The sequence below is a fragment of the Actinokineospora sp. NBRC 105648 genome (assembly GCF_030269645.1).
GTDB lineage: Bacteria > Actinomycetota > Actinomycetes > Mycobacteriales > Pseudonocardiaceae > Actinokineospora.
Window position 1 is genome coordinate 144,991 of record NZ_BSTR01000009.1, and the last position, 14,047, is coordinate 159,037.

The window sequence follows — 14,047 nt, forward strand, 5'->3', positions numbered from 1 at the left end:
CAGCCCCGCTCGCGCGTGGAAGAGGCCCCGGGCCCGACCACCGAGACCGCCCACATCGGAACAGCCCCGCTCGCGCGTGGAAGAGGCCCCGGGCCCGACCACCGAGACCGCCCACATCGGAACAGCCCCGCTCGCGCGGGGAAGAGAAGTCGGCCGTGCGGGGCCCCTGGTGAGCAGCCGGAACAGCCCCGCTCGCGCGGGGAAGAGGAGGCCAAGGTCGACGGGTGGAGGACTGCGGTGGGAACAGCCCCGCTCGCGCGGGGAAGAGGCTTCTTGACCTGCGGCGTTATGAACCGTAACGCCGTTTCTCATTCACTTTCCTTGACCGTGAACGACACGGTGATCCCTGCTTCGCGCGTGTGTGGGAGGTGGATCGGGTACGGGCTAGTCGGGCTGGCTTCGAGGGCGGCCGGTGCCGTAGCGGCGGCGTTTGCTGGCGTTGCTCCAGCCTGTGGGCGTATGCGTTGTCCGGTGATCAGCCGAAGGGCGCAGCATGAGGTGGATGCCCTCGCGGTCAACCGGTATCCATTCGTGGGAGTGGACCTGGAAGTCCAGGCCCTGTTCGTTGTCCGCCTTGTGCACCATGATCGCGCGGCCGGTCTTGACCATGTCCGTCACGCGTTGCCACATCAGGTGCCGCACGCGTGCGGAGATGTTGCCGACGAAGACTCCGGGGGCTATCTCCAGCAGCCAACGTGTCAGGTGGCCGCGGAGTCCGACGGGGCAGGCGGCTACGACGATCACTGTCATTCGTCGTCGGCCTCCCCGTAGGCCGTGCCCCCTGCGACCTTCCGGCCGTTGTCGTCCCAGAGCATCACGACGTCTGCGTCCTCGAACGCTTCAGGTCCGTACTCGATGACGCCCTCGTCGGCGAGCAGCGACTTGATGTCGGCGACGCAGGTCTCCAGGAACTTGCCGTCCTTCATGTGGTCCCGGACAGCACGCCGGGTGGCGGAACCGATGTCTGCGGGTTCCGCGGCGGTCACGTCGAAGGCGATCGGGATGGTGATGTCCGCCTTGTAGAGGTCGGCCACGTCGTAGACGAACGACTTGGTGTGACCGGTGTGCGCGAAACCCAGACCCGGCGAGCACCCGAGTGCCACGATCACGGCGTGGACGACACCGTAGAGGCTCGTGTTGGCCGCGGACAGGGCCTTGTTGACCGGTGTCCCACTGTCGAAGTCGCCCGGGTCGTAGTCCCGTCGCTCCCATGCGACGCCGGTGCGCTGCGAGTGCGCCCGGTACAGCCTTCGGACGCGGGCGCCCTCGCGGCCGCGGAGCTGCTGCATGGTCAGCCCGCTGGTGTCCTCGCCCGGGAAGCGCATCGCGTACATCTGCCGCGCGACGCGCAGTCTGGCGGTCTGGTTGCTGACCAGCGCGGCCTGGGCCTCCAGCAACCGCGAGGAGCGGGCGAGTGTGCGGCCGTGCGCGTAGTACCGCACGCCGTGCTCGCCCACCCACACCGCGGTCGACCCGCTCTCGGCGAGCAGGACCATGGCCTGTTGGCTGACCGTGGTGCCTGGGCCGAGGAGCAGGGCGCCGAGCGTTGCCGCCGGGAGGTGCACGGTGCCGCGGCGGTCTTGGGCGGTGATGGCGTTCGCGTCCCGGTGAATGACGCAGTGTTCCAAGTAGACGAACGAGAGTCGGTCCTGGGCGCGGGTCAGGTGGGAGATGGGGACCGGGCGGGCTCCGGGGATCTCGGGCATCAGCGGGCGAGGGTGAGCAGGCCGCAGCCGTAACCCTTGGCCGGGCCGATGCCGTGGGTCAGCGCTCGGCGGAACGCGTCGACGTCGGTGATCTCCAGGCGACCGCCGAAGGTCGCGGTGGCGAGGGTGACGGTGTGCGAGTCGCGTGTGAACCGCCAGGTGTGCCTGCTCTGGACCGCCACGTCGAGTTCCTTGTCGATGGTCTCGGTGATCGAGAAACCATGTTGATCGCGGCGATCGAGCAGCCAGGTGGTCTGTTGGGCGGCGGTCACATGGCCTCGGCGCCGAGACTTCTCGGCTGGTGCGGCGGCGGAGTCGGCGTCCGGCTTTCGACTGCTGCGCGTCGGGTTCGCGGTGAGCCGGAACGCCCACTGTTGCCCAACCGCCAAGCGGTCGAGCAGCGGGGTGTAGGGACGGCTGGCCCAGCTGCTCGTGGTCGGCCAGCCCGCGACCTCCACGACGTGGGTCAGGTCGGGCAGGTGCGGGCTGACGATGTACAGCAGCGTCTGGTGCGTGCCGCTGTCCAACCGCCAGAGCACGCGCCCGGCGGTGGTGGGGTCGCGGTGGGCAGCCGGGAACGCCTTCACCACCGCGCCGTGCAGGCGGTGTGGCGAGGCGAGCAGTTCGCGGGCACCGCGGCGGGCCGGGTTGAGTTCGAGCCTGGTCAGGTGCATTCGAGCAGGTCCATCGGGTCGTGGGGGTCGTGTCCCGGGCGGTGATCGGGATTGGGCACCGTGATCGGGACTCGGTGCACGGTGCGCCATCCGTATTGGCGGTGGCGGGGGTCGAAGCTGATCGGGTCGTCGCGCACGGTGTCGCTGCCCGGTGTCCCGGGTGGGCAATCGAGAACGGTGTCCAGCCTGACCTGGCTCGCCGCGTGTCGGCGGCGGATGGCGGGGGATGCCAACCAGGGTGTTCCGGTGAGCGCTTGCTTGATGTCTCCCGTTGCCATCCCCACCAACAGCTTGCCCGCGGGCGGGCAGGAGCGGCGGCCCAGGAACAGTGGGAAGGCCGGACGTCGCAGGGCTGCCGCCAAGTCGTCGAGCAGGGTGGTCGCACCCTCGACCGCGACGACGAATACCGCATCCGCCAGGTAGAAGCGGTAGGACAGCGGCATCGAGCGCGAGCCGTCGCGGGTGCGGGCCGTCTGGAAGTCGCGTTCGAGCTGGCCCGCTTGCTCGACCCGGACCCCGATCCGCAGGTCGCGCAGCTCGTCCAGCGGGTCGACGCGGCTGAGGCCCTTGGCGGCGGCCAGCAGCCCGATGACACCACTGCGGCTGGGTGCCAGATCGGTCCCCCGACGGGTGAACCGGCTGCTGGTGCCCCAGGACTGCAGCGGGGCCGCCAGCCGCAGCACCAGCGCCGTCACGGCGAGAGCCGATCGGCGACCAGCGCGCCCACCCCGTTGACGACTCCATCCAAAGTGGACCGTTCACCCAGTTCCGCCAGCGGCTCGATGCGCTCGCCCACCCCGAATGCCCAGGTGTGCAGTGGGGTCTCGTCGAACGCCTCGTGCAGGTCGCGTGCGTGGGTCGCCAGCCGGTGGATGGATGCCGTGATGCGCCCGCCCTTCTCGCCCTCGCCGACTGCCTCCTCGAAGGCGCCGACCAGGTTCACCGGTTGGGTCTCGCGGGCGACCACCAGGACCGCGTCGGGCAAGGTGCGGTTCGCGAAGGTGTTCTGCTTGCCGCTGGGCATGGTCGTGACGAACGCCCGCGTGAAGGCCTCGACCGCGCGACGCGTCGCCACGACGTCGCCGAGGTTCCGCTGGAGTTGGTCCACGTCCAAGGCGGCATAGCGGTACAGGGTGGACGAGTTGAACTCGACGGTGCCGATCATCCCGGCTCCAGCGTCTTCCTCGTCGTCGTTCGCCTTGTAGTCGTCGACCGCGGTGAAGTAGTCGTACTCGTTGGTCACCTTGTGCACGCTCAGCGCGTGCGCGACCTGGACCGCTGCCTCGACGTTGAGCTCGGGCAGGTTGGCCACCATGCGGCCGAAGAGCGACACGTCGACCGAGTGGTCCCGGTCGGCGCGCGCTTTCGCCTCGGCCTTCTCGATCGTCAGCTTCGCCTCGCCTGCCGCGTGCGCGGCCTCGACGGCGAGGTCGGCCAGGTTGCCGACCTGCTGGTGGGACAGGAAGAGCAGGAACTCGGCCTGTTCGAGGTCATCGGTCTTCTTGCGTGCTGCCTTGAGTTTGAACCCGGCCGCCTCCAGCACGGCCTTGGCCAGTTCGAAGGCCCGGTCCGCGAGATCGGGGGAGCGGGTTGCGATCTCCTTGCCGACCATCTCCACGACCTGCTTGGTCCGCACACCGAGCTGATCGCGGTCGAGCAGGTCGTCGAAGCCGTCGCGCACGGCGCGTTTCCAGGACTGGCTGGACACCCGTGCCCGGGTCACCCCGCCGTAGACGGCCGTTTTGGGGCTGCCGGTGTCATCTCGGTTGATGTTGCTGGGCGGGACTGTCTGGATGACGTGGAAGTCGATGATGGTGCGCGGCACTGGTCAGTCCCTCGTGTTCTGTTTCGAGTCGGTCTGCGGCTGGGGCTTGGCGGGCGCGAGGTGGAAGTCCCGTCCCCAGATCGGCCGCACGCGGTCGGGTCCGCCCACGTGCTGCCAGGTGATGAGCTGCCGGGTGAGCAGCCCGTAGTCGAGCGGGACGCGTGCGGCGCGCAGCAGCTGCACCACACCACGCAGGTGGTGGGTGAGTTCGCGGAAGTCGCCGCTGGTACCGAGCATGGTGAACCGCCGGGCGATCGGATCGGTGGGTTTGATCGAATCGCCGGTGTGCAGCTTGCGGATGGAACGCCCCAGTCGAGCTCCCGGTTGGTGCATCCCGGTGCGCGACGACTGCTGGTGCACCGCGTAGAGGGTCATGGCGTGGTGGGCGGCCGCCTCCTCGTAGCTGACCTCCTCCCGGTTCCAGCCGTGGGAGAACTCCTCGGCGAGCGTGTGCTCGAAGATGTCGAACACCGCACCCGGTTCCTTGCCTGCGGCTCGACGCAACCGGGCGAGCGCGGCCACGCTGTCGGATCGGTCGTTGAGGTATCCGTGCTGGATCCGGGTGATCCTGCTCGCCACGACATCCCACGCGGGAGTCGGTGCGGCCGTGGTCTCAGTCATGTGACTTCCTTCTTCGCCGCCCACTGCCGTGCCATCGGCAGAGCGGCGCGCAGGTCTCGGTCGAACTTCCGGTCGGCGTGCGCGGTGCACCACCAACGCTGGTTGATCACGCGGCCTTGCCAAGCGGCGAGCGGTGCCCCCGCGATCAGTTGCTCGGCCAGCCGACGGACCGCCTTGGCGGCATCGGTGTGCCACGAGGTCTTGCTGTCGATCGGGTCGGCATCGGGGCCCAATCTGGCCAGCCACGTGCGGAACAGCGGGTCGAGCCGGGCATAGGCCCGTTCGCCCGCTCGGGCGCGGGGCCCATCGCTTTCCCGGGTGCCCGCGGCTTCCGCCAGCCCGACCGCCAGCCCGCCGAGGGCGTACGCGGCGTTCTCGGCGTCGTGAACGCAATCCAGGACGACCTGCCGGAGTTCATGGGCGCCTTGGTCGAGCAGGACGGCGTGCAGGGTGACCGCGTCGTCGACGATCTCGGCGGTCGTGGAGCTCTGACTGCCGTAGGTCATGCCGATCGTGCGCAGGCGCAGCGGTTGGCCCTTCGGTAGTAGTCGCGCGTCGGTCAGGCGGCTGATCCACCGCAGCACCTCCGGGGACAACCGGGCTGCCGCTTCGGTTCGCTGGGCGCTGGTGGTCGTGCTGGGCAACATCGCCTGCAGGCCACGCCAGATCAACCTCTCCGGCATGTGTTCGAGCGGCATGTACACCGGTGTGGACGAACCCAGCTTCTTCTCCTGGGTCTGACTGCGCCGCCACGCCGTGTGCGTCTCGACGACGTGCTTGTTCTGCGGTGTGATCCGATCGCCGTTGCAGATCAACACCGCCGTCACCCGGTCCTGCTCGGACACCAGGCGGATGCGCCTGCTCTGCCACGTGTACAGGTCGACCGCGCCGGATGGGGTTCGCTCGACCTCCTGGGGACCAGGCGCTTCCCGCTCCCAGGTGGGCAGGTCTTGCGGCGTGGTCGGAACGAGGTTGAGCAGCAGCGTTTCGAGCAGCGAAGCGCCCTCCGGGAGAACTCCACCGAGGTAACCGGACCACCCGGTGCCGATCGGATAGCCCTTGCCGTGCTTCACCCGGTCGTCACCGACCGCACCGGACTTGATGCCGGACGGGTCGAAGGCGTGGCAGTGCACCAACCACCGCGCGGCTTCCGGTAGGGAGAGCGCGATGCTTCGATCCAGGCGCATGGAGAAGAACGGTTCGCCGTTGGGCACGTCCGCGACCAACTTGTCCAGCGCGGACACCTCGCCCTTGGTGGTGTGCAGCCCGCCCACCTGGAAGAACGGGGTCTGCGGGTGCAGCAGGTCGAACCGCGATCGGTGGCGGCCGAGGTAGGACTCGATGCGCTCGACGGGCAACCCGTCGCCCTGCCACATCAGAGCCCAGGCGTCCTCGTCAAGCACGCCGTCCAGCGCGCGATGGACGATCGCGAGCAGCAAACGCGTCAACGCGAACACCTGCGTGGGGACATCACCGACCAGACCGGCAAGACGGTCCGCGGTTCGGAAAGTGTCCATCAGCGAACTCTCGCTGACTGTGCCGTCGAGGGATCGGACCAGCAGCCATGGGCGGTCGATCAGGTCGTAGGACTCAGCAACGCTCATGGATCAGCCCTCGTCGGAGGTCGTAGTAGAGGTCGTAACCGTGCAGCCTGGCTCGCCGATCGGCGTCCAGCGGCAGTACCAGCTGTCCCTTGAGCAGCGGACTCAGCTCGAACCCAGGAAAGCGCCTCTGCTCCAGTTCGGCGATGACGGCGTCGATCACTCCGCCGTGGCTCAGCGCGAGCGGTAGCCGCAACGAGCACGCCGCGATGACCTTGGCGAGGTTGTGCGGGACCATCGAGTCGACCGGGATCTGCTTGCCGCCACCGGGAATCCAGTCGACGGTGAGCAGGCCGCCGTCCGAATCCTGCCGCACAACGAGGACCTCGAGCGACTCGGCTCCGTCGCGCACCTGCGCCGTGCCCTTCGGGCTGTCCTCGTGCACATCGCCGACGCCCGCGTGCAACCAGTCGACCAGGCTGCCGGGGGTGGTGGCCTCGCCCAGCAGGAAGACCTGTGCGGCCTCGACGCGCTCGCGCCGTTCCTTTTCGGCTGCGGCAGTCGCTTCGGCGATCGCGGGCTGCCAGGTGGTCGGCCCGAGCGCATCGGCACCGTAGGCGGATTGGACGATGGCGGGGATGTCGTGCGGGATCGAGATGCTCGGGCGTTCGTGGAACAACGCGGCGGCGCGCAGCAGCAGCTGGTCGCCGTAGACCCGCCGTGACCCGGGCACGCCGCGCACCGGTGCCGCGGACCAGTCCCCTACGCCCACCAGCCCACACCGCGGCGAGCTGACCTCTGCCGGCCGCTCGCGGTCGTGTCTGTGCAGCCGACCCAGCCGTTGCAGGACCAGGTCGGCCGGGGCCAGGTCGGTGACCATGAGGTCGAAATCGACGTCGAGCGATTGCTCGATCACCTGCGACGCGACCACGATGTGGGTTCTCGGTCGAGCTGAACCGGGTGTCGGCGGGCCGAAACGGGAAACCAGGCCGCGGTCGATGCGCACCCGGTCGCAGGCCAGGAACCGCGAGTGCGCGATGGTGACGCTGTCTTCACCGAACTCGGCGATCAAGCGTTCGGCGGTTTCCTGCACTCGGGCGACTGTGTTGCGCACGACGGCCGCGCAACCACCACCGGCGAGGTGTTCGCGCAGGTAGGACACGAGGGTGTCCAACTCGTCGCCCAGTCGATCGATGCGCACATCGGTCCTGGTGTCGGGCATGGGAATCACAACGGGAGGGGTACCACCGCTCACCGACAGAACCGGATACCCGGTGGCGGAGCTGGACATCGGCGTCGCAATTCCGCGACCGTTGTCGTATGCGTGCAGCAATTCTGTGCGCCGGTGGTGGGGCAGAGTCGCCGACAACAGGACCACTGGAACCTCGTACGCGCCCAGCCAGTGCAGCACGCGGTGAAGGTATTGGGACATGTAGACGTCGTAGGCGTGCACCTCGTCGATGACGACGACTTTCCCTGCCAGAGCGAGGTGGCGGAGCATCACGTGCCTGCTCTTCAGGCCCGCGAACAGCACCTGATCGATCGTGCCCACCACGAACGACGCGAGCCCGGACTTCTTGCGCCCGCTCAGCCACCAGTGCGCGACCACGCCCTCGTCCGCGCACGGATCCCCGACCGACTCGAAGTGACCTGTCCGGACCATCCCGGCGTAGGTCTCGTTCAGATGTGCCTTGCCGTGGGCCAATCCCAGCGAGAGCCTGCCGTCCAACCGATCCAGCCAGGTTCGCACCCGGGAGAACATCGCATCGGTCGTGGCTTGCGTCGGCAACGCCAGGAAGACACCGGCCGCACCGGAGCGGTATGCCAGAACTTCCGCCGCCAGCAGGGCCGCTTCGGTCTTGCCCGCACCCATGGGCGCCTCGATGATGATCAGCCCGGGTTCGGCCTGATTCCGAGCGGCGTGGACGGCGGCAACCTGCACCGGCCGAGCGTGCGACCTGCCGAACCGTCGCGCGAGCATGTCGTCGGCGTCGCCGCTGAACCTCGCTGGTTGCCATCGTGGTGGCAGGTTCAGGGCGGACATCGCCTCGGTGAGTCGCCTCTCGGTCTCACGATCGTCCGCCGGTTCGGGTTCGGCGGGCAGCGGGCGCAAGGGGAACAGCGTGTCGTTCGAGGCGATCCAGTCGGCGACGATCACGATCGCGGTCAGCAGCGCGAGGGTCGGTTTGCTGAACCGAACCTGTTTGTAAGAAGCCAAAACAGCCCGCCCGCCGACTCGCTCGGTCGCGCGGTCGAGGATGTGCTCGCGCACGTCGTTCCACAGGCCGGTCCCCAACAGGTACCGGAGCCCATCCGCTTGCACTAGCCGTTCCCGCTCGGGTGGCACACCGTGGTGGCTACCGATGACCGACGCCACTTGATCGGCGCCGTGCCGGAAGTCGAACCCGAGTTCGTCGGCCAACCACTCACGGACGACCAGGTGCCCGGCCAATGCGTGGTGCACGACAGATCGGCCAGGATCATGCACTGTCCGGGGATCGATGCCCAAACCCTCGTGTTCCATGTGGACACACAGTGCGTCGACCTGGCAAGCGAACGCGGGACTGCACTTGAGTACGTCATGCACCGCGGCCAGCCAGACGACCAGCGGCTCGACCCCTGCGGTGCCACTGAGGTCCTGCCCGATCCGGTTCAGTACCAGAGGCGGGACCCACTCGCGCACCAGCCTGGCCGCCACACCCGCGGCATCGTCCAAATGCTGCTGGAGGGGCAGCCAGCCCACGACCTCTGACGAACCGTCATGCCCGGACTTGGCCCACACCGACAGCCATGCCCGCTCAACCGATGCCAACCGGGCCCCCTTCGTGCGCCACTGCTCCAGAACGTCTCCGCACACCCCTGGCCTGTTCCACTTGAGCGCACCCCTTCGCCCAATCGGACTAACGCGATCCGTGGGTGAGCTTGTCGCCCATCCACGGATCGACTGCCTAGAGCACCTTTCCAGCAGACACGATCACCGCCAAGGCGGTCATGCACGACGTGCTCGTACCCGCGGCCAGCGCGCCCAAGGTTCGCAACACAGGGTTCATGTCGGATCCGATCGCGGCCCAGGTCATCGCAGCCGCACTCGCGAAACTGGAGAATCCGACTACGCAGGCGAGGACGACGATTACCGCGAATTGCAGGTGTGGATGTGGTGGTCTTCGGTCGTCGGAGTCGTCTAGGCTAGCCATGTTTCTTAGTCCTCTCCATGGCGAGGAACGAGCGGTGGACCCCGTTTCGCACACGGGGTCCACCATTCCTCGGATAGCGATGCCGTTGATCAAGCGTCAGCGGCAGCCCCGCGGCGGCGGGGACCATGCGGCGCTACTAGCCGTCGCTGGACCAAGCCGGCTTCGGCTGGTGGAATCCACCCTTTCGTTGTGGTGTAGCGGTGTAGGCGACTCTAGCCGTCGCCTTTGTCGGCCTGCGAGGACTGGAGCGGACTTGGGCGCGAACCCGCCATCGCGAGGTGTTCTGTTGGGCAGGACCAGCTTCTTTCAGCCCTACCCGCGCAGGGAACCCTGTGCGTAACGGTCAGGTAGAGGTACCGAACAGCCCGCCTGCGCGGGGAAGACTACCTTCGCCCATACCGCCGGAGGCAAGAAGCAGGGAACAGCCCCGCCTGCGCGGCGAAGACGAGGTTCGAGCCCGGCGCGAGCTACACCCTGCAGGGAACAGCCCCGCCTGCGCGGGGAAGACCAACTGTTGTGCCACGCGACTGGATGGAGATAGGGAACAGCCCCGCCCGCGCGGGGAAGACACGGTGGTGGGACTGATCGGCGCGGCGGCCGGCGGAACAGCCCCGCTTGCGCGGGGAAGACTGACCAAGCCAACCAACCTAGACAGCGTTGGGAACAGCCCCGCTTGCGCGGGGAAGACCGAGCCGGGTCGGATCTCCCTGCCCTTGGACCCGGAACAGCCCCGCTTGCGCGGGGAAGACCGTTTGAACTTCGCGACGTCGACCCGGCCCGCCGGAGCAGCCCCGCTTGCGCGGGGAAGACGACACCGACGACGACAACACCGAATGGACCGCAGGAGCAGCCCCGCTTGCGCGGGGAAGACAGGCACAACCCCACCCGGTGCGACCCGGACCCGGGAGCAGCCCCGCTTGCGCGGGGAAGACGTGCTCGCCGCCGGGTACGACCAGCTGCTGTGGGGAGCAGCCCCGCTTGCGCGGGGAAGACGCCCTGGCCGTGCTCAAGCTCATGTACTCGACCGGAGCAGCCCCGCTTGCGCGGGGAAGACACTTCCTGACCTGCGGGTCTGCCGGGCGGTAGGTTGGTTTTCATTCACTTTCCTGAACACCTGCTGCACCCTCAAGAGGCTACCCACCGTGCCGGGTGGATCGGGTGGGCTGCCTCGATCACCAGAGCGTGGATCATCGGTGATGGGACGATGCAGTCCGGGGCTGGCTCACATGGTGATCTCGACGCTGCGGCTGTGTGCGGTCACTGCCGCGGGTACCGAGCCAGGGGCGGTCGGGTCGCTGTGGTCGGTGAGGAAGTGGTTTCGAACAAGGAAGTCTGACCGCGCGCCCGGACCGCGGCACCCGTGCAACTTGGCCCACCGACACGACCGCAACCCGGGGGGTGAGGCAGTGACCCTGCCCGAGACGTACGCCGCGAAGCCCGAGGTAACCGGACTCGGCGACCTGCCCGACGCGTGGCACTGGTCGGCCGCCCCGGGACGCGACTCCACCGCCGCGCTGTCCGACGACGGGAAACATGCCTTCGAAGCCCACGCCCGGGACTCGTTCGATGAGGGGCTCGCCATCGCGCTGCTGTCCATGAGTGCGAGCCGACAGCTGGCTGGGGCCCGAGTCAGAGCGGTGGAGCCGTCTTGTGGAACCACACAGGTCGTGGCTCACCCACCGTGTCCGGTCGCCGCGATCGCGGTGGCGGGCCCGGTTAGGGTGGAAGTCTCGGCACTCCTCAGGGTTCGCACCGCCGCGTTCACCCGGGGTGGTGCGGGCTCCGCCATGTCCGGGCCGGTTCCCGCGGTGCGCACCGCGACCCGTTCCACGCCGTGCGGTCCGAGTGGTCCGGACCACTCGGGCAATCGGGCGGTACTCCGCGAAACCGCCGACCGCCGCGGATGATCACTGGTACTACTGGCCCCGGTGCGGCGGAGGGGGTGCGGGTGTGGACAGCAGGGTGGTCGAGATCGACCCCGCCGACGGCGCGGAGTCGGCGCAGGTGCATCTGTTCGGCGGGGGACCGTTGGAGCCCAACGACTTCATCGGCTCGTTACGGGTGGACGTGGGCGCCTTCCGGGACTTCCTCGTCCGCATCGGGGTGCCGGTGGACGTCGGTGCGGTTCTTCCGGGTGGCGGGGACCAATGCGCTCCACCAGCACTCAGTGGTCGACGGGAAGCTCCTAGTCTTCCGCGGTGCCGCGCTGGCGGAGGTGACCGGGGCCCAGCGCGTCGATCCCGCGCTCACCGAGGAAGCGGCGGCGCGGTCGCCTGCCCGCGACCTGTCCGACGCCATGATCCACCTGGGCGGGCACATCCTCAGTCAGCAGATGGCCGACGAGGAGCTGAGCGGGCCGCAAGAGGCCCGAGCCCGCGTGTGCGGGGTAGTGGGGGCTCTGATCTTCTTCATGCCCTTCGCCCTCCTGATCGGCATCTCGGATCCGAACACCTTCCTGTCGCTCTACGGCGCCTTCTCCGCCGCTCTGGGTTACGGGCTCGGGGCGATGACGGGTTCCGGCGCGAAGGCGCGGCAGCTGGTCGCGACCGGTCAGGTCACCGCGACCAGCGAGCGCAGGCCGACATGATCGGCGAGGTCTACGCCGACGAACCCCCTTCGTCTCGGTAACGCTCACCCCGTTCTCTACCTGGCCCCGATAAGCGCATGCACGTCGTCGAGAGGAACGCAATGGAGCAAGTGACCGACGTCATCGAGGTGGACCTCACCGGTGGCACCGATGACGCCAAGGTGGTCGTGCGCGGTTCTGGGCCGCTGGACCCGACTGCCCACATCGCCTCGTTGCGGGTGGACTTGGGCGCCTTCCGGGAGTTCCTCGTCGACATCGGGGTGCCCTCGTTTGCCGCGGAGTGGACGTCGGTGCGGTTCGACCTGGAAGCCGGGGACAAGGTGATCACCCAGCACCTCGTGCACGACCGGGTGCTGCGGATCAGCCTGGGAGCGGCGCTGGCGAAGGTCGTCGAGGCCCGGCGCACCCGTGCCGTGCGCACCGAGTCCGACGCCGCGGCCGCGCTGGCCCGCGAGCTGTCCGATGCCATGATCCACCTGGGTGGTCACCTCAGCGGGGCGCCCGACGCCGATGCGGAGCTGGAAAAGGCCCAGCGCCGCCAGGGTTGGCTGGTCGCGGCCGGGGCGGCCGCGCTGCTCCTGGTCGGGTACGTGGTACTGGCGACGTCGAACCACTGGGTGAGTCCTTTCACCTACCTCTCCGGCCTCGTCGCGGTGGTCGTCGTCTTCCAGGGCGCGCGCCGGGCGGTGCCCGCGGCCACGGCGGCCAGGCAAGTGCGCACCGGGAAGTTCGCCGAGGTCCACGAACGGGTGCCCGCCCTGGTCAGCGAGCACTACGCCGAGGAAGGCCCGTTCGTGACGGTCTCGATGACCCCGTTCGACACCTGGCCGGACTAGGGCGTGTCTCGAAGTACTGGCCCGCCGACATCGCTGAGTGGGGTCTTCGTCGGCGTGTCGTTGATCGAGTGGGTGAGGTCTGCGGTGGATCGGTCAACGACGAAGGAGGCGGCAGCGCGATGCTCGCCGACGGGCTTGAGGAGATGTTCGGTTCCGGTCGCGTCGCGGTGCACCACCGCGATGCGACCGGACACCGTCGCCGGGTGATGGTGCGCGGGTCGTCCGGCCAGGCAGTGACCTTCGCGCGCCCGCCCGACGCCCTCGGCCGCCGCCGATCGCGTCAGCCCGTCGACCAACCGCGGCGGTGGCAACGCCAAGGTTCCGAAGGTCAGGCCAAGAGGACGATCAGCAGCGAGGTGTGGCGATCCCACCTGCGGCGCGGCGAGCTCTTGAGGCGCGCGGACCCCGTCGACCTCACGGTGGCCTATTACGCGAACTGTCTCCGTTCACCCGGGAGACAAGGCGACGCAGAGGGGCTGGACGACCTCTCCTCCGAGGCGCGTGAGCTGGTGGCAGCCTGGCTCGTCGAGTTGGGGGTACCCGCAGGGGACATCGCAGGGCTACCCGACCTGGCCGATCCGGCAGGCCCTGGCCTGGGTCGCGCGACGCCGTCGCCTGTCTCCGCTCCTAGTGGAGATATTCGTGGCGACCTTTTCCGAGAGGTCGCCACCTACCTGGGAACGGACTAGGCGAGGAAGACCTGCGGCGAGCGAGTGGTCGAAACCATTCAGGCACACCAACCGGACGTGGTCATCGCGCACTCACTGGGATCGGTGGTGGCCTACGAGGCATTGTGGAACTCCGGCGCGACGGTGGACCTGCTGATCACCCTGGGCTCTCCCCTGGCGTTGCCGAACGTCGGGACGCACGTGCGGCTCAGGCCAGATCGACGGAGGCCTCGGCGTGGCGCCAGAACCCTATAGGGCTGCTGTGTAACCCGCTGCCGGCGACCAGATTGCTACACGGTGCCGCAGCCAGTCAGGCTCGTGATGACGAGCCGATGCGGGCAGAGTGGCGCAAGACTGGTTGCACCATCACCCTGGCCTGTGACTTCCCAGGTCAC

11 protein-coding genes and 2 CRISPR repeat arrays (1 of these 13 cut by a window edge) are annotated in these 14,047 nt (G+C 68.5%); of the genes, 3 read left to right on the top strand and 8 right to left on the bottom strand.

Going from position 1 to position 14,047, the window contains the following annotated elements:
• A CRISPR array of direct repeats spans positions 1-268; the repeat unit is 28 nt; unit sequence GGAACAGCCCCGCTCGCGCGGGGAAGAG; it begins 1,584 nt to the left of the window's first position.
• A 116-nt stretch (positions 269-384) separates the two neighbouring features.
• The 8 genes from cas2e to cas3 are packed head-to-tail and all read right to left on the bottom strand — an operon-like array spanning position 385 to position 9,179.
• On the bottom strand, positions 385-750 hold the full coding sequence (gene cas2e, locus QSK30_RS11590; RefSeq protein WP_285502111.1) for a type I-E CRISPR-associated endoribonuclease Cas2e: 366 nt from the start codon (positions 748-750) through the stop codon (positions 385-387).
• A complete protein-coding gene (cas1e, locus tag QSK30_RS11595; RefSeq protein ID WP_285502113.1) occupies positions 747-1,706 on the bottom strand; it encodes a type I-E CRISPR-associated endonuclease Cas1e in 960 nt (319 codons plus the stop codon). The genes cas2e and cas1e overlap by 4 nt, the downstream gene beginning before the upstream one ends.
• Positions 1,706-2,380 (bottom strand): type I-E CRISPR-associated protein Cas6/Cse3/CasE, encoded by a 675-nt coding sequence (gene cas6e / locus QSK30_RS11600; protein WP_285502115.1) that lies wholly within the window; start codon positions 2,378-2,380, stop codon positions 1,706-1,708. The genes cas1e and cas6e overlap by 1 nt, the downstream gene beginning before the upstream one ends.
• On the bottom strand, positions 2,371-3,075 hold the full coding sequence (gene cas5e / locus QSK30_RS11605) for a type I-E CRISPR-associated protein Cas5/CasD (protein ID WP_285502118.1): 705 nt from the start codon (positions 3,073-3,075) through the stop codon (positions 2,371-2,373). The genes cas6e and cas5e overlap by 10 nt, the downstream gene beginning before the upstream one ends.
• On the bottom strand, positions 3,072-4,205 hold the full coding sequence (gene cas7e / locus QSK30_RS11610; protein WP_285502120.1) for a type I-E CRISPR-associated protein Cas7/Cse4/CasC: 1,134 nt from the start codon (positions 4,203-4,205) through the stop codon (positions 3,072-3,074). The genes cas5e and cas7e overlap by 4 nt, the downstream gene beginning before the upstream one ends.
• 3 nt (positions 4,206-4,208) lie before the next feature.
• Positions 4,209-4,826: a type I-E CRISPR-associated protein Cse2/CasB gene (gene casB / locus QSK30_RS11615; protein ID WP_285502122.1), complete on the bottom strand. Its 618-nt coding sequence runs from the start codon at positions 4,824-4,826 to the stop codon at positions 4,209-4,211.
• Positions 4,823-6,430 carry a type I-E CRISPR-associated protein Cse1/CasA gene (gene casA / locus QSK30_RS11620; protein WP_285502124.1) on the bottom strand — a complete coding sequence of 536 codons (1,608 nt, stop codon included), beginning with the start codon at positions 6,428-6,430 and terminating at the stop codon, positions 4,823-4,825. Before casA ends, casB begins: the two co-directional genes overlap by 4 nt.
• On the bottom strand, positions 6,417-9,179 hold the full coding sequence (cas3, locus tag QSK30_RS11625; protein ID WP_285502125.1) for a CRISPR-associated helicase Cas3': 2,763 nt from the start codon (positions 9,177-9,179) through the stop codon (positions 6,417-6,419). Before cas3 ends, casA begins: the two co-directional genes overlap by 14 nt.
• Positions 9,180-9,979: 800 nt before the next feature.
• Positions 9,980-10,615: direct repeats of the CRISPR family, unit length 28 nt; unit sequence GGAGCAGCCCCGCTTGCGCGGGGAAGAC.
• A gap of 1,113 nt (positions 10,616-11,728) precedes the next feature.
• On the opposite strand from cas3, the gene QSK30_RS11630 reads away from it, so the two are divergent.
• The 3 genes from QSK30_RS11630 to QSK30_RS11640 all read left to right on the top strand — a co-directional run bounded on the left by QSK30_RS11630 (position 11,729) and on the right by QSK30_RS11640 (position 13,673).
• Positions 11,729-12,148: a hypothetical protein gene (locus QSK30_RS11630; protein WP_285502127.1), complete on the top strand. Its 420-nt coding sequence runs from the start codon at positions 11,729-11,731 to the stop codon at positions 12,146-12,148.
• Positions 12,149-12,249: 101 nt separating this feature from the next.
• Entirely contained in the window at positions 12,250-12,984 is a 735-nt protein-coding gene (locus QSK30_RS11635; protein WP_285502128.1) for a hypothetical protein, read from the top strand.
• Between the two features lie 119 nt (positions 12,985-13,103).
• On the top strand, positions 13,104-13,673 hold the full coding sequence (locus tag QSK30_RS11640) for a hypothetical protein (protein ID WP_285502129.1): 570 nt from the start codon (positions 13,104-13,106) through the stop codon (positions 13,671-13,673).
• Positions 13,674-14,047: the final 374 nt, after the last annotated feature.